The organism is Achromobacter sp. ISS7, from assembly GCF_056523125.1.
The window spans coordinates 1409788-1428216 of the sequence record NZ_JAWRZD010000001.1 but is presented as its reverse complement, the minus strand read 5'-3'; the positions used below and the strand labels follow the sequence as shown (position 1 = coordinate 1428216).

The 18429-nt window shown below is 70.4% G+C and carries 18 protein-coding genes; 10 read left to right on the top strand and 8 right to left on the bottom strand.

The window, feature by feature from the left end; all coding sequences use genetic code 11:
- Positions 1 to 81: 81 nt before the first annotated feature.
- From AC1HFW_RS06635 to AC1HFW_RS06615, 5 genes are read right to left on the bottom strand one after another with little or no spacing between them, the layout of a single operon-like run.
- The gene (locus AC1HFW_RS06635) at positions 82 to 390 is read right to left on the bottom strand and encodes a DUF2160 domain-containing protein (protein ID WP_006394646.1); all 309 of its coding nucleotides are present in this window, start codon (positions 388 to 390) and stop codon (positions 82 to 84) included.
- A gap of 14 nt (positions 391 to 404) precedes the next feature.
- Complete coding sequence (locus AC1HFW_RS06630) at positions 405 to 1217, bottom strand: carbohydrate ABC transporter permease (RefSeq protein ID WP_006385279.1); 813 nt, start codon at positions 1215 to 1217, stop codon at positions 405 to 407.
- Entirely contained in the window at positions 1210 to 2100 is an 891-nt protein-coding gene (locus AC1HFW_RS06625) for a carbohydrate ABC transporter permease (RefSeq protein WP_006394645.1), read from the bottom strand. The genes AC1HFW_RS06630 and AC1HFW_RS06625 overlap by 8 nt, the downstream gene beginning before the upstream one ends.
- The gene (locus AC1HFW_RS06620; protein WP_479282364.1) at positions 2097 to 3185 is read right to left on the bottom strand and encodes an ABC transporter ATP-binding protein; all 1089 of its coding nucleotides are present in this window, start codon (positions 3183 to 3185) and stop codon (positions 2097 to 2099) included. Before AC1HFW_RS06620 ends, AC1HFW_RS06625 begins: the two co-directional genes overlap by 4 nt.
- On the bottom strand, positions 3185 to 4258 hold the full coding sequence (locus AC1HFW_RS06615) for an ABC transporter ATP-binding protein (protein WP_479282362.1): 1074 nt from the start codon (positions 4256 to 4258) through the stop codon (positions 3185 to 3187). The genes AC1HFW_RS06620 and AC1HFW_RS06615 overlap by 1 nt, the downstream gene beginning before the upstream one ends.
- Before the next feature lie 209 nt (positions 4259 to 4467).
- On the opposite strand from AC1HFW_RS06615, the gene AC1HFW_RS06610 reads away from it, so the two are divergent.
- Positions 4468 to 5259 (top strand): DeoR/GlpR family DNA-binding transcription regulator, encoded by a 792-nt coding sequence (locus AC1HFW_RS06610; protein WP_061071425.1) that lies wholly within the window; start codon positions 4468 to 4470, stop codon positions 5257 to 5259.
- A gap of 100 nt (positions 5260 to 5359) precedes the next feature.
- Positions 5360 to 6958: a glycerol-3-phosphate dehydrogenase/oxidase gene (locus AC1HFW_RS06605; protein ID WP_479282360.1), complete on the top strand. Its 1599-nt coding sequence runs from the start codon at positions 5360 to 5362 to the stop codon at positions 6956 to 6958.
- A gap of 110 nt (positions 6959 to 7068) precedes the next feature.
- Here the strand turns inward: AC1HFW_RS06605 and AC1HFW_RS06600 are convergent, their stop codons facing one another.
- The 3 genes from AC1HFW_RS06600 to AC1HFW_RS06590 form a co-directional block, all read right to left on the bottom strand.
- Positions 7069 to 7704, bottom strand: coding sequence for an HD-GYP domain-containing protein (locus AC1HFW_RS06600; RefSeq protein ID WP_061071427.1), 636 nt, complete (start codon positions 7702 to 7704; stop codon positions 7069 to 7071).
- Between the two features lie 77 nt (positions 7705 to 7781).
- Positions 7782 to 8462 (bottom strand): type 1 glutamine amidotransferase domain-containing protein, encoded by a 681-nt coding sequence (locus AC1HFW_RS06595; RefSeq protein WP_006394639.1) that lies wholly within the window; start codon positions 8460 to 8462, stop codon positions 7782 to 7784.
- A gap of 9 nt (positions 8463 to 8471) precedes the next feature.
- Positions 8472 to 9512 carry an NADP-dependent oxidoreductase gene (locus AC1HFW_RS06590; protein WP_479282358.1) on the bottom strand — a complete coding sequence of 347 codons (1041 nt, stop codon included), beginning with the start codon at positions 9510 to 9512 and terminating at the stop codon, positions 8472 to 8474.
- A 121-nt stretch (positions 9513 to 9633) separates the two neighbouring features.
- Here AC1HFW_RS06590 and AC1HFW_RS06585 point away from each other — a divergent pair, with 121 nt between their 5' ends.
- The 8 genes from AC1HFW_RS06585 (at position 9634) to AC1HFW_RS06550 (ending at position 18429) form a co-directional block, all read left to right on the top strand.
- Complete coding sequence (locus AC1HFW_RS06585; RefSeq protein ID WP_479282357.1) at positions 9634 to 10425, top strand: TetR/AcrR family transcriptional regulator; 792 nt, start codon at positions 9634 to 9636, stop codon at positions 10423 to 10425.
- Positions 10426 to 10427: 2 nt separating this feature from the next.
- Positions 10428 to 11396: an HlyD family secretion protein gene (locus AC1HFW_RS06580; protein ID WP_479282355.1), complete on the top strand. Its 969-nt coding sequence runs from the start codon at positions 10428 to 10430 to the stop codon at positions 11394 to 11396.
- On the top strand, positions 11393 to 12355 hold the full coding sequence (locus AC1HFW_RS06575) for an ABC transporter ATP-binding protein (RefSeq protein ID WP_479282353.1): 963 nt from the start codon (positions 11393 to 11395) through the stop codon (positions 12353 to 12355). The genes AC1HFW_RS06580 and AC1HFW_RS06575 overlap by 4 nt, the downstream gene beginning before the upstream one ends.
- Positions 12352 to 13497: an ABC transporter permease gene (locus AC1HFW_RS06570; RefSeq protein ID WP_006394634.1), complete on the top strand. Its 1146-nt coding sequence runs from the start codon at positions 12352 to 12354 to the stop codon at positions 13495 to 13497. Before AC1HFW_RS06575 ends, AC1HFW_RS06570 begins: the two co-directional genes overlap by 4 nt.
- 8 nt (positions 13498 to 13505) lie before the next feature.
- On the top strand, positions 13506 to 14981 hold the full coding sequence (locus AC1HFW_RS06565) for an efflux transporter outer membrane subunit (RefSeq protein WP_479282351.1): 1476 nt from the start codon (positions 13506 to 13508) through the stop codon (positions 14979 to 14981).
- A 143-nt stretch (positions 14982 to 15124) separates the two neighbouring features.
- Entirely contained in the window at positions 15125 to 15844 is a 720-nt protein-coding gene (locus AC1HFW_RS06560) for a response regulator transcription factor (RefSeq protein WP_006394632.1), read from the top strand.
- An 88-nt stretch (positions 15845 to 15932) separates the two neighbouring features.
- A complete protein-coding gene (locus tag AC1HFW_RS06555; RefSeq protein ID WP_198484246.1) occupies positions 15933 to 16421 on the top strand; it encodes a YbaK/prolyl-tRNA synthetase associated domain-containing protein in 489 nt (162 codons plus the stop codon).
- Between the two features lie 16 nt (positions 16422 to 16437).
- On the top strand, positions 16438 to 18429 hold the full coding sequence (locus AC1HFW_RS06550) for an FUSC family protein (protein ID WP_479282349.1): 1992 nt from the start codon (positions 16438 to 16440) through the stop codon (positions 18427 to 18429).

The following is an 18429-nucleotide window of genomic DNA, read 5'->3' as shown; positions in this document are numbered from 1 at the left end:
GTGCTGCGGACTTCTGGCCGGGGAAGACATTGGCCGCTCGTCCTTCCAAACCGCTGATATCGCGCGGGGTCTGGCGCCCCTTCAGCCTTTTCTCATGATGAAGGCCAGCAGCAGCATGGACAGCACGAAGCTGATCCACACCGACGGCGGCTCATCCAGCGAAAACCATTCCACTGCCTTCTGCCCGAACCCCAGGAACGCCAGGTTCACCCAGGCCGCGGCCATCAGGCCGATGAAGAGGCGGTCGCCCCGGGTCGTGCGCAGCGGCAGGAAGCCCTTGCGCTCGACCGTGGGCGATTTCAGTTCCCAGATCGTCATGCCGACCAGCATCAGCACGATGCAGGAGAAGAACACGGCGACCGGGGTGGTCCATACCATCCAGCTGAACATGCGCAGCCCTCCCCCTAGACCCGGCCCATCGCGAAGCCCTTCGCGATGTAGTGCCGCACGAACCAGATGACGATGCCGCCGGGCACGATGGTCAGCACCCCGGCCGCGGCCAATACCCCCCAGTCCATGCCCGAGGCCGAGACCGTGCGCGTCATGGTGGCGACGATGGGTTTGGCGTTGACCGAGGTCAGCGTGCGCGCCAGCAGCAGTTCGACCCAGCTGAACATGAAGCAGAAGAACGCCGCTACGCCCACGCCCGATTTGATCAGCGGCAGGAAGATCGTCAGGAAGAAGCGCGGGAACGAATAGCCGTCCACGTAGGCGGTCTCGTCGATCTCGCGCGGCACGCCGGACATGAAGCCCTCCAGGATCCACACCGCCAGCGGCACGTTGAACACCAGGTGCGCCAGCGCCACCGCCAGGTGCGTGTCCATCAGCCCGAACGAGCTGTACAACTGGAAGAACGGCAGCAGGAACACCGCAGGCGGCGTCATGCGGTTGGTCAGCAGCCAGAAGAACACGTGCTTGTCGCCGATGAAGCGGTAGCGCGAGAACGCATACGCCGCCGGCAGCGCCACGGCCAGCGAGATGACCGTGTTGATGACCACGTAGATCAGCGAGTTGATGTAGCCCGAATACCACGCCGGGTCGGTGAAGATGGTGCGGTAGTGTTCCAGCGTGAAATCGCGCGGCCACAGCGTCAGGGTGCTGACGATCTCGGTATTGGTCTTGAACGACATGTTCAGCATCCAGTACAGCGGCAGGATGGCGAACACCAGGTACAGCGCCAGGAAGGCGCCGCGCCACCAGGTCGATTGCTCACGCATTGGCGCGCTCCTCGTCGAAACCACCGGTGGTGCCGGCGCGCTGCATCCAGTTGTACAGAATGAAGCAGAGCAACAGGATGATCAGGAAGTAGATGATCGAGAACGCCGCCGCCGGACCCAGGTCGAACTGGCCCACCGCCTTCTGCGTCAGATACTGCGACAGGAAGGTGGTGGCGTTGCCGGGCCCGCCGCCGGTCAGCACGAAGGGCTCGGTGTAGATCATGAAGCTGTCCATGAAGCGCAGCAGCACCGCGATCATCAGCACGCCGCGCATCTTGGGCAGCTGGATGTAGCGGAACACCGCCAGGCGCGAGGCGCCGTCGATGCGCGCCGCCTGGTAGTAGGCGTCGGGAATGGCGCGCAGGCCGGCGTAGCACAGCAGCGCCACCAGCGGCGTCCAGTGCCAGACGTCCATCACCAGCACGGTGACCCAGGCGTCGATGTCGTTGCCGGTGTAGTTGTAGTCCACCCCCAGCCACGACAGCGTCGCGCCCAGCAGGCCGATGTCGGTGCGCCCGAACACCTGCCAGATGGTGCCCACCACGTTCCACGGAATCAGCAGCGAGAGCGCGATGATGACCAGCACCGCCGAGGCGCGCCAGCCGCTGGCCGGCATCGACAGCGCCAGCAGGATGCCGAGCGGGATCTCGATGGCCAGCACCGCCAGCGAGAAGCCGATCTGGCGCAGCAGCGCGCCATGCAGTTCCTCGTCCTGCAGCACCGCGGCGAACCATTCGGTGCCGACGAACACGCGGCGCTCGGGCGAGATGATGTCCTGCACCGAGTAATTGACGATGGTCATCAGCGGCAGGATGGCCGAGAACGCCACGCACAGCACCACGGGCAGGACCAGGAACCAGGCCCGGTGATCGATTGGTTTCATCGGATCAGCTCCTCGTCGCGGTAAAAGCAGGTGTGCGTATTGAGTACCGACAGCCACACGGTGGCGCCGGGCGCGATCGAGGCGGCGTCGGTGCCCAGCCGGGCGCGCAGCGGCGTGCCCTCGAAGTCGGCCAGCAGCAAGGTGTAGGTGCCCACGTCCTGCACCCGTTGGACCGTGGCCGGGATGGCGCCGGGCGCGCCGGCGTCGGCCAGGCGCAGGTATTCCGGCCGCACGCCCAGCTTGACCGGGCCGGCATCGGCCAGCCTGGCCGCCATCGCGTCCGGCACGCCGTCGACGCGGCGCTGCCCCACCGCCAGGCCGCCGTCGCGCCATTGCGCCGCCAGGAAGTTCATGCCGGGCGAGCCGATGAAGTGGCCGACGAAGGTGTGGGCGGGACGCTCGAACAGGTCATCGGCGCTGCCCACCTGCACCGCGCGGCCGCGCGCCATCACCATCACCTGGTCGGCGAAGGTCAGCGCCTCGGTCTGGTCATGCGTCACGTAGATCAGCGTCAGCTTGAACTCGTGGTGGATTTCCTTGAGCTTGCGGCGCAGTTCCCACTTCAGTTGCGGGTCGATCACGGTCAGCGGCTCGTCGAACAGCACCGCCGACACATCGTTGCGCACCAGGCCGCGGCCCAGCGAGATCTTTTGCTTGGCGTCCGCCGTCAGGCCGCTGGCGCGGCGGTCCAGCACTTGCGACATCTCCAGCATCTCGGCGATGCGGCCGACGCGTTCGCGGATCTGCTTGGCCGGCACGCCGCGGTTGCGCAGCGGGAACGCCAGGTTCTCGGCCACGGTCATGGTGTCGTACACCACCGGGAACTGGAACACCTGGGCGATGTTGCGCGCCTGCGGCGTCTTGTTGGTGACGTCCTGGCCGTCGAACAGGATGCGGCCATGCGACGGCCGCAGCAGGCCCGAGACGCAATTGAGCAAGGTGGTCTTGCCGCAGCCCGAGGGGCCCAGCAAGGCGTAGGCGCCGCCGTCGCGGAAGGTGAACTTCAGCGGCAGCAGCGCGTAGTCCTCGTCGGCCTGGGGATGGGCGACGTAGGAATGGGAGAGGTCCAGCTCGATCTGCGCCATCAGGCCATCCCTCCCCGCTGCGGTGCCGCCAGCAAGGCGCCGTCGCCGCCGAAGGCGTAGGTCTGGGCGGGGTCGAAGTACAGCGTCAGGCGCTGCTCAAGCGTGTAGCGGTGCACGCCCGGCAGCTGGGCGACCACGTCGCCAGCGGCCGTCTCGGCATGCACGAAGGTATCGGATCCGGAGATCTCGGCCAGCTTGACCACGCCGTCCAGGCCGATGTGGCCGGGGCGCGGCGCAATGTCCAGCGCGCCGGCGCGCAGCCCGGCGGTGAGCCCGGCGCCGTCGCCCGGGGGCAATTGCCGCGCCACCGCGATGCCGCCCTGCAGCGTGAAGCCGCTGGCGCCGCGCTGGGCGCTGAACAGGTTCATGGGCGGGTCGCTGAAGGCGCGCGCCACGCGGATCGAATTGGGCCGGTGGAAGACCTCGGCGGTCGGGCCGTACTGCAGCAGCTCGCCCGCATCCAGCACCGCGGTATGGCCGCCCAGCAACAGCGCCTCGCCCGGTTCGGTGGTGGCGTAGACCACGGTCGAACGGCCCTCGGCGAACAGCGCCGACAGCTCGTCGCGCAGTTCCTCGCGCAGCTTGTAGTCCAGGTTGACCAGCGGTTCGTCCAGCAGGATCAGCGGCGCGTCCTTGACCAGCGCCCGCGCCAGCGCCACCCGCTGCTGCTGGCCGCCCGACAGTTCCGACGGATGGCGGCCCAGCAGGTGGTCGATGTGCAGGCGCGCGGCCATGGCCCCGACCTTGTCGGCGATGCCCGACACGCCGCGCAGCTTGAGCGGCGAGGCGATGTTGTCGAACACCGTCATGGACGGATAGTTGATGAATTGCTGGTACACCATGGCGACATTGCGCTGGCGCACCGGCACGCCGGTCACGTCGGCGCCGTCGGCCAGCACCCGGCCCTCGGTGGGCCGGTCCAGCCCGGCCATGATGCGCATCAGCGACGTCTTGCCCGCCAGGGTCACCCCCAGCAATACGGTCATGGCGCCCGGCACCGGGGCCAGGCTCATCGGATACAGGTGCGTCTGCGAGCCGGCTCGCAAACCTATCCTGTCCAGGGTCAGCTGCATCTGGTCTCCTCTACCTCTAATACGTCCCCGGTTTTCAGGCCGGACATCGGTACATCGGTACAGCGGCCCTTGCGGCGCGCGAGAACGCGCCGGTCCAGGTTCTTCTTTCAGATAGCTTTCGTTTTTTGTGCGTTTTACCGAAGAAGCGAAAAAAAAACAATCTTGCAGCGCGTCATTATTTTTCGCTTTTGTTGTTTTATGATGCGAACATGACACTGAATCCCCGACAAAGCGCCTTGATCGAAATGGTTCGAGCCCAGGGCTCGGCCACGATCGAAGAGCTGGCCAAACGCTTCGACGTCACGCTGCAGACCGTGCGGCGCGACGTCAACATCCTGTCCGAAGCCGGCCTGCTGTCGCGCTTCCATGGCGGCGTGCGCATCGAAGCGTCGACCATCGAGAACATCGCCTACCGCAAGCGCCAGGGGCTGCACGCGGCCGGCAAGCAGCGCATCGCCGAGGCCGTGGCCCGCGCCGTGCCCGACGGCTGCTCGCTGATCCTGAACATCGGCACCACCACCGAGGCCATCGCCCGCGCCCTGCTGCGCCACCGCGGCCTGCGCGTCATCACCAACAACCTGCACGTGGCCGACATTCTTTCCGACAACCCGGACTGCGAAGTCATCGTCGCCGGCGGCGTGGTGCGCTCGCGCGACCGCGGCATCGTCGGCGAGGCCACCATGGACTTCATCCGCCAGTTCCGGGTCGACATCGGCCTGATCGGCATTTCCGGCATCGAGGCCGACGGCACGCTGCGCGACTACGACTTCCGCGAAGTGCGCGTGTCCCGCACCATCATCGAACAGTCGCGCGAAGTGTGGCTGGCCGCCGACAGCAGCAAATTCAAGCGCCAGGCCATGGTGGAGCTGGCGCACATCTCGCAGATCGACCGCTTCTTCACCGACGCGCATCCGCAGGAACCGCTGGCGCAAGTGCTGCTGGACGCCGGCGTGCGCTGCGAAGTGGCCGCCGCGCCGAACGCGGCCAAGATACCCGCCTGACCGGCTTGACCCGGCCGGCATGGCGCTTGCGCCCCGCCCGGCCGGCACGAACAGAAACGAACACCGCACCGAACACACGCGGCCCCGCCGCCCCACGCATATGAACCAACCGCTCGCCACCGTCACCCCGCCCGACCGCAACCGCCTGCTGGCGCAACTGGACAACACGCCCGCCTGGGACGTGATCGTCATCGGCGGCGGCGCGACCGGCCTGGGCACCGCCGTCGACGCCGCCAGCCGCGGCTACCGCACCCTGCTGATCGAGGCCGCCGACTTCGCCAAGGGCACCTCCAGCAAGGCCACCAAGCTGGTGCACGGCGGCGTGCGCTACCTGGCGCAGGGCAACATCAGCCTGGTGCGCGAGGCGCTGCACGAACGCGGCCTGCTCAACCGCAACGCGCCGCACCTGGTGTGGCCGCTGGGCTTCGTGGTGCCGGCCTACAACCTGCTGGACCAGCCCTTCTACGGCATCGGCCTGAAGATGTACGACATGCTGGCCGGCAAGCTCAACCTGTCGCCCAGCCGCTGGCTGTCGCGCCGCGACACGCTGGCCAACGCGCCGACGCTGGCCGAGAACGTCAACGGCCGCGGCCTGAAGGGCGGCGTGCTGTACTACGACGGCCAGTTCGACGACGCGCGCCTGGCGCTGAGCCTGATGCGCACCCTGTTCGACCTGGGCGGCACCGCGGTCAACTACGTGCGCGCCACCGGCCTGACCAGCACCGGCGGCAAGGTCGACGGCGTCACCGCGCAGGACGCGCTGGGCGGCGCCAGCTTCACGCTGCGGGCGCGCTGCGTCATCAACGCCACCGGCGTCTGGGTCGACAGCGTGCGCCGCATGGAAGACAAGAACGCGCCGACCATGGTGGCGCCCAGCCAGGGCGTGCACCTGACGCTGCCGCATGACTTCCTGCCCGGCAAGCGCGCCATCCTGATCCCCAAGACCGACGACGGCCGCGTGCTGTTCGTGGTGCCATGGAACGGCCACACCATCGTCGGCACCACCGACTCGCCGCGCGACGACCTGCCGCTGGATCCGCAAGCCGGCGCCCAGGACGTCGACTTCATCCTGAGCACCGCCGCGCGCTACCTCAGCCGCAAGCCCACCCGCGACGACGTCACCAGCGTCTGGGCCGGCCTGCGGCCGCTGGTCAAGGCCACCGGCGACGCCTCCACCAAGTCGCTGTCGCGCGAGCACACCATCCTGGTGTCGCAGGCCGGGCTGGTGACGGTCACGGGCGGCAAGTGGACCACCTATCGCCGCATGGCGCAGGACGTGGTCGACACCGCCATCCAGCACCAGCTGCTGACGCAGGCCAGCTGCCGCACCGAGTCGCTGGCGCTGCACGGCGCCAACGGCCTGGCGCCGTCGCAGGAACACGCCGGCACGCCGGACAGCTACTACGGCAGCGACCTGCCCACGCTCAAGGCCCTGCCCGGCGCCGAGCGCATGCTGGTCAAGAGCAGCGGCCTGTCCGAAGCGCATGTGCGTTTCGCCGCGCGCTTCGAGCTGGCGCGCAGCGCCGAGGACGTGCTGGCGCGCCGCAACCGCGCGCTGTTCCTGGACGCCGAGGCAGCCATGCTGGCCGCGCCCGAAGTGGCGCGCATCCTGGCCGAGGAACTGGGCCACGACGCCGCCTGGCAGCAGCGCACGCTGCAGGAACTGACGACGGTGGCGGCGCATTACCGCTTGAAGTGATCCAACTGAAGCGGCCGGTCTGAAGCACCGGCCCGACATGATCCGCCTGGCTTGATCCCGCTGGCGCCACGGCTACCGTGGCGCCTTCCAGGCGCGTCCGGCGCGAACCGCTACGGCACGCGCAGCGGGCTGGACTGGATCATCGTCTCGAAGGTGCGCAACAGATCAGGATCGCATTTCGAACCCGCCTCGCGGTGCAGGATGCGCATGATCTCGGCGTGCGTGCGCGCCGGATGGTACGGCCGGGCATCGCCCAGCGCGTCGTAGGAATCGGCCAGCGAGATGATGCGCGCCAGCAGCGGGATCTCGTGCCCGGCCAGTCCGGCGGGATAGCCCGACCCATCGAAATGTTCGTGGTGATGGCGCACCGCCAGCGCGATCCGCTCGCGTTGCGGCATGTCGCTCTGCAGGATGATGCCGGCGCCCACGGCGGCGTGGGACTTCATGATTTCCCAGTCTTCTTTTTCGAGCCGCTTGGGCGAGAACAGCACGCGGTCGGGCGTCGCGATCTTGCCCACGTCGTGCAGGCGGGCGGCCACGGCCACGGCGCGTTGTTCGTCTTCGGGCAGGCCGCAGGCCCGCGCCAGCGCCACGCTCAGCGCGACCACGCGGTGGCAGTGGCGGCCGGTGGCGGCGTCCCGCGCCTGCATCGCGGCGAACAGCGCCGCCTCACAGGAGCCGGCGGGCGGCGCGGACAGGTCGCCGGAAATGCTTGGGGGAACGCTGGGAGGTACGTCTGGAGGCATCGGTAATGGCGCGCGGTTGCAACGGAACCGCGCGCTGTGTCAGAAAGTATCAATTCTGACACATACGCATGCAAGCCTCACCCCTTCAGCCGCTCCAGCAGCGCCTGCGCCACGCCCACCGACGAGGCCGGATTCTGGCCCGTGATCAGCAGGCCGTCGGACACGATGTGCGGCTGCCAGTCGGGCCCCTTGCTGTAGAGCCCGCCGAGCAATGCCAGCTCGTCCTCGACCAGGAACGGCACCACCGCCGTCAGCTGCACCGCGGCCTCTTCGGTGTTCGAGAAACCGGTGACCTGGCGGCCCTGCACCAGCGGCTTGCCGTCGGCCGTCTTGGCATGCCGCAGCACGCCCGGCGCGTGGCAAACGGCGGCCACCGGCTTGCCGGCGGCCAGCATGGTCTCGATCAGCGACACGGACTTGGCGTCCTCGGCCAGGTCCCACAGCGGGCCGTGGCCGCCGGGATAGAACACCGCGTCGTAGTCGGCCGCCTGCACCTCGGCCAGGCGGCGCGTGTTCGCCAGGCGCCGCTGCGCCTCGGCGTCCTGGCGGAAACGGCGCGTGTCGTCGGTCTGCGCGTCCGGGTCGTCGCTCTTGGGATCGAGCGGCGGCTGCCCGCCCTGCGGCGAGGCCAGCGTCAGCGTGGCGCCCGCGTCCAGGAACGCGTAGTACGGCGCGGCGAACTCTTCCAGCCAGAAGCCGGTCTTGCGGCCCGTGTCGCCCAGCGTGTCGTGGGAAGTCAGCACGATCAGGATATTCATGTTGCGCTCCTATTCATCCGGGCCGACGCGCACGATGCGCTTGCCGGCGTTCTCGCCCTTGAGCAGGCCCATCAGCCCGCGCGGCGCGTTCTCCAGGCCATCGACCACGTCTTCGCGGTACTTGATGCGGCCGTCGCGCAGCAGGTCCTGCATGGCCGCGCGGAATTCACCGAAACGCGGCGCGTATTCGTTGAAGATGATGAAGCCCTGCATCTTGATGCGCTTGGTCAGGATGGTGCGCATCAGCAGCGGCAGGCGGTCGGGGCCGTCGGGCAGGCTGGTGGCGTTGTAGGCCGAGATCAGGCCGCACACCGGCACCCGCGCGCGCGGATTGAGCAGCGGCAGCACCGCGTCGAACACCGCGCCGCCGACGTTCTCGAAATACACGTCGATGCCCTGCGGCACCGCCTTGGCCAGCAGGTTGGCCATGGCCGGATCGCGGTGGTCGATGCAGGCATCGAAACCCAGTTCCTCGACCACGTAGCGGCATTTGTCGGCGCCGCCGGCGATGCCGACGGCCTTGCAGCCGTGGATCTTGGCCAACTGGCCCACCACCGCGCCGACCGCGCCGCTGGCCGCGGCCACCACCACGGTTTCGCCGGCCTTGGGCTGGCCGATGTCCAGCAGCCCCATGTAGCCGGTGAAGCCCGGCATGCCCAGCACGCCCAGCGAATACGACGGCCGCTCGGGGGACGCCCCCAGCTTGAGCAGGCCGCTGCCATCCGACACGGCATAGTCCTGCCAGCCCGACTGGGACAGCACCCACTCGCCCACCGGATAGTCGGCGTGGCGCGAGGCCACCACCCGGGCCACGGTGCCGCCCACCATGGGCTGGCCCACCTGCACCGGTTCGGCGTACGACGGCGCGTCGCTCATGCGGCCGCGCATATAGGGATCGAGGGAAAGATAGACCGTGCGCAGCAGCAGCAGCTGGCCCGGGCCGGGTTCGGGTACCGCGCCGGTTTCCAGGCGGAAATCGCTGTCGGCGGGTTCGCCGCGCGGCCGCGAGGCCAGGACGATGCGGCGGTTGAGGGAGGACGATTGCGGCATGGCGTGCTGACTCCTTCTGTTCCGGTTCGGCCATTACACCATCCCTGCCCGGCCGCCTGCCGGCAGACCCTGCCGGCTGCCCCGCTTTTAATTAATTAAATATTTAATTAGAATCTGCCCCATGCCTGCCAAGCCTTCCCCCGCCCGCCGCCCCGGCCGTCCGGCCCGCCCCGACAGCGCCGCCGTGCGCGACCAGCTGCTGGACATCGCCACCGACCTGTTCGCCACCCAGGGCGTGGCCGCCACGCGCATCGCCCACATCGCCGAACGCGCCGGCGTGACCTCGGCCATGCTGCACTACTACTTCAAGAGCCGCGACCAGTTGCTCGACGCGGTGGTGCTCGAACGCGTGGTGCCGGTCATCAGCTACGTCTGGAGCCCGGTGCCGCAGACCCCGCGGCGCCTGGACGGGTCGGCCGACACCGCGCGCATCGTCATCACCGAAATCGTCTCGCGCATCGTGCGCTGCGGCACCGACCGGCCCTGGCTGCCGGCCCTGTGGATGCACGAGGTCGTCAACGAAGGCGGCCAACTGCGCGAGCGCGTGCTACGCCACCTGCCGGCCCAGCGCCTGCAAGTATTCGCCGGCCTGATCGCCGACAGCCAGCGCGCCGGCGCCATCACCCCGGGCGTGGAGCCGCGGCTGGTGTTCCTGTCGATCCTGGGCCTGACCCTGCTGCCGCTGGCCACCTCCAGCCTGTGGCGCCGCATCTGGCAGGACGACCCGCAGATCCACGCCATCGACCACGAGGCCATCGCCGCCCATGCCATCGCCATGCTGACGGGCGGCCTGTTCTCGCCGCACGCCGCGGGGCCGCAGGCGGCCGCCGCCGCGCCGCCCGCTCCCGCCCCCAGGCGGCGCCGCGCCCCGCGGCCGGCCGCCCCGGACACCGACCCCGCCACAGGACGCTGACCATGCGCACCGCTTCCCTTCCACGTTTCGCGCTGCCCGCCGCCGCGCTCGGCCTGTTGCTGCTGGCCGGTTGCGGCAAGCGCGACGAAGCCGTCTACCAGGGTTATGTCGAGGGCGAGTACCTCTACATCGCCTCGTCCGAGGCCGGCCGGCTGGATGCACTGTCGGTGCGGCGCGGCCAGCAGGTCGCCGCCGCCGCGCCGCTGTTCGCGCTGGAAGCCGCGCGCGAAACCGCCGCCCGCGACCAGGCCGGCGCGCAGTTGGCGGCGGCCAGCGCGCAGCTGGAAGACATCGCCACCGGCAAGCGCCCGCCCGAGGTCGACGTCAGCCGCGCCCAGCTGGCCCAGGCCGAGGCCGCCAGCCGGCGTTCGGCGGCGCAACTGGCGCGCGACACCGCGCAGTTCCGCGCCGGCGGCGTGGCGCGGGCGCAGCTGGACGACAGCCGCGAACAGGCCCAGTCCGATGCCGCCCGGGTACGCGAACTGCGCGCCCAGCTGGAAGTGGCCAACCTGCCCGGCCGCCAGGACCAGCGCCGCGCCCAGGCCGCCCAGGTCGAGGCGGCGCGCGCGGCGCTGGCGCAGGCCGACTGGACCCTGGCGCAGAAACGCCTGGCCGCCCCCGCCGCCGCGCAGGTGTTCGACACGCTGTACCGCGTGGGCGAATGGGTGCCGGCCGGCAGCCCGGTGGTCAGCCTGCTGCCGCCGGGCAACATCAAGGTGCGCTTCTTCGTGCCGGAAACCGTGGTCGGCACGCTCAAGCCCGGCCAGCAGGCCACGGTGCGTTGCGACGGTTGCGGCGACCCGGTGCCGGTACGCATCGACTACATCTCGCCGCAGGCCGAGTACACGCCGCCGGTGATCTACAGCCGCGAAACCCGCGGCAAGCTGGTCTACATGGTCGAGGCCCGCCCCGCGCCGGACGCAGCCACGCGGCTGCATCCGGGCCAGCCGGTCGAGGCGGCGCTGCAATGAACGACGCCTCCGTCCGTCCCGCGGCCGAGCCCGGCTACGTCATCGACGTGCACGGCCTGAACAAGCACTTCGGCAACAAGCACGTGGTCAACGACGTCTCGCTGCAGGTGCGCGAAGGCGAGATCTTCGGCTTTCTCGGCCCCAACGGCAGCGGCAAGACCACCAGCATCCGCCTGATGTGCGGCCTGCTGACGCCCGACTCGGGCAGCGGCACCTGCCTGGGCTACGACATCATCAAGGACAGCGCCCAGATCAAGCGCCACGTCGGCTACATGACGCAGAAGTTCTCGTACTGGGACGACCTGACCATCCGCGAGAACCTGGACTTCGTGGCCCGCATGTACGGCATGCCGAACCGCCGCGAGACCGTCGACCGCGCGCTCGAGGACCTGGGGCTGCAGACCCGCGCCAACCAGCTCACCGGCGCGCTGTCGGGCGGCTGGAAGCAGCGGCTGGCGCTGGCCGCCTGCCTGCTGCACGAGCCGCGCCTGCTGCTGCTGGACGAGCCCACCGCCGGCGTCGACCCGACCGCCCGGCGCGACTTCTGGGAACAGCTGCACGAACTGGCCGCGCGCGGCATTTCGGTGCTGGTCAGCACCCACTACATGGACGAGGCCGAGCGCTGCCACAAGCTGGCCTACATCTCGTACGGCAAGCTGCTGATCCAGGGCACCGCCGACGAAGTCATCGCCCAGCAGCGCCTGACCACCTGGGCCATCCACGGCCATGACCTGGTGCCGCTGGCGCAGCGGCTGCGCGGCGCGCCGGGGGTGGACCAGACCGTGGCCTTCGGCACCGCGCTGCACATCAGCGGCCGCGACGACGCCGTGCTCGAACGCACGCTGCGCGAGGTCGTGGCCGGCCAGGACCTGCGCCTGGAACGCATCGACACCAGCCTGGAAGACGTCTTCATCTACCTGATGAACCGCTCCGACGACAACTACGCGAGTCCGGCATGAGGCGCCACCTGGAGGGTTTCTCGTGGTCGCGCTGGTGGAGCATGGTGCTCAAGGAATTCCTGCAGCTGCGCCGCGACCGCATCACCTTCGGCATGATCGTCGGCATTCCGATCATGCAGCTGGCGCTGTTCGGCTACGCCATCAACACCAACCCCAAGCAACTGCCGACCGCCGTGATCGTGGCCGACCACAGCCCGTTCACGCGCAGCTTCGTGGCGGCGATGACGGCATCGGATTACTTCAACATCGTCGAGACGCTGCCCGACGAGGAAGCCGGCCGCGCCGCGCTGGCGCAGGGCCGGGTGCTGTTCGTGCTGACCATTCCGCCGGACTTCTCGCGCAAGCTGCTGCGCGGCGAACGGCCGGCGCTGCTGATCGAGGCCGACGCCACCGACCCGATGGCGACCGGGCTGGCGATCGGCTCGGCCACGCAACTGGCGCAGGCGGTGGCGCAGAAGGACCTGACCGGCCCGCTGGCGCACCTGGCCGGCGGCCAGCCGCCGTTCGATGTGCGCGTGCACCAGCTCTACAACGAAGAGCAGATCTCGCAATACAACACCGTGCCCGGGCTGATGGGCGTGATCCTGACCATGACACTGGTGATGATGACGGGCCTGGCCATGACGCGCGAACGCGAGCGCGGCACCATGGAAAACCTGCTGGCCATGCCGGTGCGGCCGCTGGAGGTGATGACGGGCAAGATCGTGCCCTACATCGCGATCGGCCTGATCCAGGCCACCATCATCCTGCTGGCGGCGTATTTCGTGTTCCACGTGCCGTTCCTGGGCAACCTGGTGACGGTGTACCTGGGCGCGCTGATCTTCGTGGCGGCCAACCTGACCGTCGGCATCACGCTGTCGTCGCTGGCGCAGAACCAGTTGCAGGCGATGCAGCTGACGATGTTCTATTTCCTGCCCAACATGCTGCTGTCCGGCTTCATGTTCCCGTTCCTGGGCATGCCCAAGTGGGCCCAGTACCTGGGCAACCTGCTGCCGCTGACGCACTTCAACCGGCTGATCCGCGGCATCCTGCTCAAGGGCAACGGCTGGTGGGACCTGTGGCCCACCATCTGGCCCATGCTGCTGTTCACCGTGGTCGTGATGACCGCCGCCGTGAAGTTCTACCGCCGCACCCTGGATTGAAGGCCGCCATGCCCCGCCCCCACCTGCCCTTCGCCCGCCGCGCCGCGCTCGTGGCCGCCTGCGCCCTGCTGCCCGGCTGCGCCGTCGGGCCTGATTTCGAGCGTCCGGCCGCGCCGCCAGTCAGCGCCTACACGGCGCCCGCCGACGCCGCTGCCGGCGGCGCGCAGCCGCGCCTCACCGACGCCGACATCCCGGCGCAATGGTGGCGCCTGTTCCGTTCCGACGCGCTGGACGCGCTGGTGCGGCAGGCGCTGGACGCCAGCCCGACGCTGGAACAGGCCCGCGCCCGGCTGCGCCAGGCCAGCGAGGACCTGAACGCCGAGACCGGCGGCCGCCTGCTGCCGGCGGTCGACGCCAACCTGTCGGCCACGCGGCAGAAGGTCGATCCGTCCGCCTACGGCGTGCCCGTCACCGAGCAGCCGGCGCCGTTCACGCTCTATAACGCGTCGATCGACGTGTCCTACACGCTGGACGTGTTCGGCGGCAACCGCCGCGCGCTGGAGGCGCTGGCCGCGCAGGTCGACTACCAGTCGCACGAACTGCAGGCCGCGCGCATGACGCTGGCCGCCAACGTCGTCACCACCGCCATCCGCCAGGCCGACCTGGCCGGCCGCCTGGCCGACACGCGCGAGCTGCTGGCGGCCCAGCAGCGCCAGCGCGACATCATGGCGCAACGCCTGCGGGCCGGCGGCATCGCCGAGGCCGACCTGCGCAACCAGGAACTGCTGCTGGCGCAGACCGCGGCCACCGTGCCGCCGCTGGAATACCAGCTGGCGCAGGCCACCCACCAGCTGGCCACCTACCTGGGCCAGCCGCCCGCCGCCTGGCAGGCGCCGCCATTGCGCCTGGCCGACCTGGCGCTGCCGGCCGAGATTCCCACCGGGGTGCCGTCGGCGCTGACCCGCCAGCGGCCCGACATCCTGGCCGCCGAAGCCCTGCTGCACCAGGCCTCGGCCGACGTCGGCGTGGCCACGGCCAACCAGTACCCCCGGTTCACCCTGACCGCCAGCTTCGGGTCGCAACGCACCCGGGCCGGCGATATCACCGATGGCGTCAACGTATGGAACCTCGGGCTGGGGCTGGTGCAACCGCTGTTCCATGGCGGTGAACTGCGCGCCCGCAAGCGTTCGGCCGAGGCGGCCTACGAGGCCGCGGCCGCGGGTTACCGGCAGACCGTGCTCGACGGTTTCCGCCAGGTGGCCGACGCCCTGCGCGCGGTGCAGACCGACGCCCAGGCCTACGACGCCTATGACACCGCCTGGCGCCGCGCCGACGACGCCGCGCGCATCGCCCGCGACCGTTACCAGGCCGGCGGCATCAGCCACCTGAGCCTGCTCGACAGCCAGCGCCAGCTGCTGCAGACGCGCATCGCCCGCAGCGCGGCCGACGGCGCGCGCCATGCCGACGTTGCCGCCTTGCTGCAGGCGCTCGGCGGCGGCTGGTGGAACGAGCCGCCGGCGGCCCCCGCCGACCCCGCGCCGTAGCCCGAAAACCCGCGCCGATACAGGCCTTGCCGGATCATGTCCGAGAATTCGGGTCAGAAAGTGGCGTTGTGCGACGTTTAGGAATCCGTTGTATCCGATGCATCATGCATGCGCTCAAGCTGCACTGATCTCGACAACGATTCATGAATGACCTACTAGACCTGATCGTCTTCTCGCCCGATACCCACCAACGCGCGCGCCGCTGCGACGCGCTGGCGGGCATGGGCTTCTCGCCGCGCGGGTGCGAGGACTCGAACGGCCTGTTCCGCCTGTTCCAGGCGCGGCGCACGCCGCTGCTGGTGATGGAAGCCGAACTGACCGATCTCTGCATGGCCGTCGCCGGCCTGCGCGCCATGGACACCACCGCCGGCATCGTCGCCGTCTCCACCTTCGACTCCCCCGAAAACCGCATCCTCGGCCTGCACTGCGGCGCCGACGCCTGCTTTCCGCCCGACGTGGCCACCACCGAGATCGCCGCCGCGCTGCAGGCGCTGGTGCGCCGCGTGCCCGTCAGCGGCCGCCGGCCGGCCGACCCCGACGCGCGTCCGCCGGCCGCCGCCCCCGCCGAAGCCACCGGCAAGTGGCAGTTCCAGGACGCCGCCTGGACCCTGGTCAGCCCGCGCGGCACGCGCCTGCCGCTGACCCAGGCCGAACGCGACTTCCTGCTCAAGCTGACCACCAGCCCCGACAAGCGCCTGCCGCGCGGCGACGTGCCGCCCGGCGATCCGCAGGCCGGCCGCGAATCGGTGCGCCGCACCGACGTGGTGGTCAGCCGGCTGCGCCGCAAGGCGCAGGAGACCAACATGGAATTGCCGATCCGCACCGTCTGGGGCTGGGGCTACGCCTTCACCGGCGACATCTAGCCCGCGCCGCCGGCCGGGCAGCGGCGTATCATGCGGCATGGCCCGCCGGATCCCTGGCGCCGGCCTTGCCAACCCACCGTTTGCCGCCATGGAAGTCTACGACCGCCTGCAGGCCCTGCTGACCGAGCACCAGGCCCGCTACCGCCTCATTTCCCACCCCGCCGCCGGCCGCTCGGTGGAAGTCGCCGCCGTGCGCGGCACCGCCGTCAGCCAGGGCGCCAAGGCGCTGGTGTGCCGCGTCAAGATCTCGTCCAACCAGCGCAAGAACGTGCTGGCGGTATTCCCCGCCGACCAGCAGGCCGACCTGGAAGCCATCGCCCGCGCCGCCGGCGGCAAGAAGGCCTCGCTGGCCTCGCAGGACCTGGCGCGCGAGCTGACCGGCTGCGAGATCGGCGCGATCCCGCCCTTCAGCTTCAACCCTGACCTGCACCTGCTGGTGGATCCCACCCTGCGCCAGCGGCACGATGAAATCGTGTTCAACGCCGGCCGGCTCGACGCCTCCATCCTGATGGACACCGCCGATTATTTCCGCCTGGCCGCGCCGCAGGAAGCGCCGCTGATCAAGGGCCAGGGTTAACCGGCCCGGGGCCGCCGTGCCGCACTCACCGACCTCCCGCGAGAACCGCCGCGCGCGCGCCTCCAACATGCGCTGGCTGATGAGCCTGGCGCACATGGAGCCGTCGCCGGTCAGCCGCTGGGTGGCGCTGCGGGCGGCGCTGGCCATCGGCCTGCCGACCGCCGCCGGCCTGCTGCTGGACCAGAGCGCGGCGGCCGCGCTGGTGGCGCTGGGCGCGCTGCCCGCCATCACCGGCGACAACGGCGGCCCCTACCGCAACCGCGCGCTGTCCATCGGCACCACCGTGTTCGGCGGCGCGCTGGGCTACCTCCTGGGCACGCTGCTGGCCGGCCACGGCCTCTTCAGCATCGCCGGCATGACGCTGCTGGTGCTGGCCGCCAGCCTGGTCGGCACCTTCAACAACATCGCCGCCGTCGCCACCCTGCAATTCGCCGTCTACGTGATCGTCGGCGCCAGCCTGACCTCGACCCTGCCGCCCTGGCTGCCGTCGGTGCTGGTGGGCGCGGGCGGCCTGTTCGGCCTGGCGCTGACGCTGCTGGGCTGGGTGGTGAACCCGACCGCGCCCGAGCGCGCGGCGGTGGCGCTGGCCTACCGCAAGCTGGCGGCCATGTTCGCCGCCATCGGCACCTCGCGCATCATGACCGCGCGGCGCGACATGGAAGCCGCCATGGCCACCGCCTACGACACGGTGCTTGCTGCCCGCCGCCGCGCCGCCGGCCCCTCGCCGCGGCTGGCGCGGCTGGCTGCCCAACTGCAGGCCTGCACCCCGCTGTCGGACGCCGCGCTGGCGTTGGCGCGCGCCGGACGCACCTTGCCGCCGGACTGCGCGCGCGTCATGAACCTGCTGGCCGACCACGTCGAGAACGACACGCCGCCGTCCCCTGCCGCCGGCATCGCCGCGCTGCGCCAGGCCGGCGCCGACGCGCTGGCCGACGCCCTGACCCAGGCCCAGCCCCTGCTGGAAGGCAGCGGCCCGGCGCGGCCCGACGCCTTCCCGGCCCTGCCCCCGGCGCGCCCGCGCACCCCGTGGCGGGTGCTGGCGCGCACCTACCGCCCCGGACCGACCACCGTGCGCTACCTGGTGCGGCTGGGGCTGTGCCTGATCGTCGCCGAAGCCGTCGCGCGCGCCGTGGCGTTGCCGCGCTCGTACTGGGTGCCGCTGATCGTGGTGGTGGTGTTCAAGCCCAACTTCGGCTCGGTCTTCGCCCGCGCGCTGCAAAGCTGCGCCGGCAGCGTGGTGGGGGTGGCGATCAGCGCCACCGTGATGGCGCTGGACCGCAGCGGCGTCACCAGCCTCATTACCGTGACCGCGCTGGCCGCCCTGCTGCCGTGGTCGATCCGCCGCAACTACGGCCTGTTCTCCGCCATCCTGCTGCCGATCCTGATGCTGCTGATCGGCGCGCTGCAGCCCGGCAGCTGGCCGATCGCGCTGGCGCGGCTGGAGGACGTGGCGGTGGCCGCCGCCATCGTGCTGGCGGTCGGCTACCTGCCGTGGATGCGGATCGAGCGCCACAACCTGGACCAGGCCGTGGCTACCGCCATCGAGACCCTGGCCGCCTATCTCAACACCGTGTTCCAGGCCGACCCGGCCACCCGCCACGACCTGCGCACCCAGGCCTACGCGCGCCTGTCGGACCTGCGCATCGCGCTACAGCGCGGCCTGTCGGAGCCGCGCCTGGTGAGCCGCCGGGCGCTGGCCTGGTGGCCGGTCGAAGTGGCCCTGGAGCGGGTCGCCAACGCCATCTCCGACACCGCCTGGTCGCTGCCGGCCGGACAGCCGCCGCCCGAACCGGCGCAACTGGCGCGCCTGGCCGACGCGCTGCGCGCCATGGCCCAGGCCGTGACCCAGGGCGCCCCCGTCGGCGCCGCGCCGGTCACGACCGACGCCGCCGCGCTGCGCGATGCCGCCGCCGCGATCGAGTCCCTGCGCGCCACGCTGGCGGGCCCGGGCTTCGCCACCGAACCGGGCCGGCCCGCGCCGCCCGCCCCTCTCACCCCTGCGGACTGA

Coding starts and splice junctions, on each gene's coding strand:
- AC1HFW_RS06635 (WP_006394646.1), bottom strand. CDS start 390: ATGTTCAGCTGGATGGTATGGACCACCCCGGTCGCCGTGTTCTTCTCC.
- AC1HFW_RS06630 (WP_006385279.1), bottom strand. CDS start 1,217: ATGCGTGAGCAATCGACCTGGTGGCGCGGCGCCTTCCTGGCGCTGTAC.
- AC1HFW_RS06625 (WP_006394645.1), bottom strand. CDS start 2,100: ATGAAACCAATCGATCACCGGGCCTGGTTCCTGGTCCTGCCCGTGGTG.
- AC1HFW_RS06620 (WP_479282364.1), bottom strand. CDS start 3,185: ATGGCGCAGATCGAGCTGGACCTCTCCCATTCCTACGTCGCCCATCCC.
- AC1HFW_RS06615 (WP_479282362.1), bottom strand. CDS start 4,258: ATGCAGCTGACCCTGGACAGGATAGGTTTGCGAGCCGGCTCGCAGACG.
- AC1HFW_RS06610 (WP_061071425.1), top strand. CDS start 4,468: ATGACACTGAATCCCCGACAAAGCGCCTTGATCGAAATGGTTCGAGCC.
- AC1HFW_RS06605 (WP_479282360.1), top strand. CDS start 5,360: ATGAACCAACCGCTCGCCACCGTCACCCCGCCCGACCGCAACCGCCTG.
- AC1HFW_RS06600 (WP_061071427.1), bottom strand. CDS start 7,704: ATGCCTCCAGACGTACCTCCCAGCGTTCCCCCAAGCATTTCCGGCGAC.
- AC1HFW_RS06595 (WP_006394639.1), bottom strand. CDS start 8,462: ATGAATATCCTGATCGTGCTGACTTCCCACGACACGCTGGGCGACACG.
- AC1HFW_RS06590 (WP_479282358.1), bottom strand. CDS start 9,512: ATGCCGCAATCGTCCTCCCTCAACCGCCGCATCGTCCTGGCCTCGCGG.
- AC1HFW_RS06585 (WP_479282357.1), top strand. CDS start 9,634: ATGCCTGCCAAGCCTTCCCCCGCCCGCCGCCCCGGCCGTCCGGCCCGC.
- AC1HFW_RS06580 (WP_479282355.1), top strand. CDS start 10,428: ATGCGCACCGCTTCCCTTCCACGTTTCGCGCTGCCCGCCGCCGCGCTC.
- AC1HFW_RS06575 (WP_479282353.1), top strand. CDS start 11,393: ATGAACGACGCCTCCGTCCGTCCCGCGGCCGAGCCCGGCTACGTCATC.
- AC1HFW_RS06570 (WP_006394634.1), top strand. CDS start 12,352: ATGAGGCGCCACCTGGAGGGTTTCTCGTGGTCGCGCTGGTGGAGCATG.
- AC1HFW_RS06565 (WP_479282351.1), top strand. CDS start 13,506: ATGCCCCGCCCCCACCTGCCCTTCGCCCGCCGCGCCGCGCTCGTGGCC.
- AC1HFW_RS06560 (WP_006394632.1), top strand. CDS start 15,125: ATGAATGACCTACTAGACCTGATCGTCTTCTCGCCCGATACCCACCAA.
- AC1HFW_RS06555 (WP_198484246.1), top strand. CDS start 15,933: ATGGAAGTCTACGACCGCCTGCAGGCCCTGCTGACCGAGCACCAGGCC.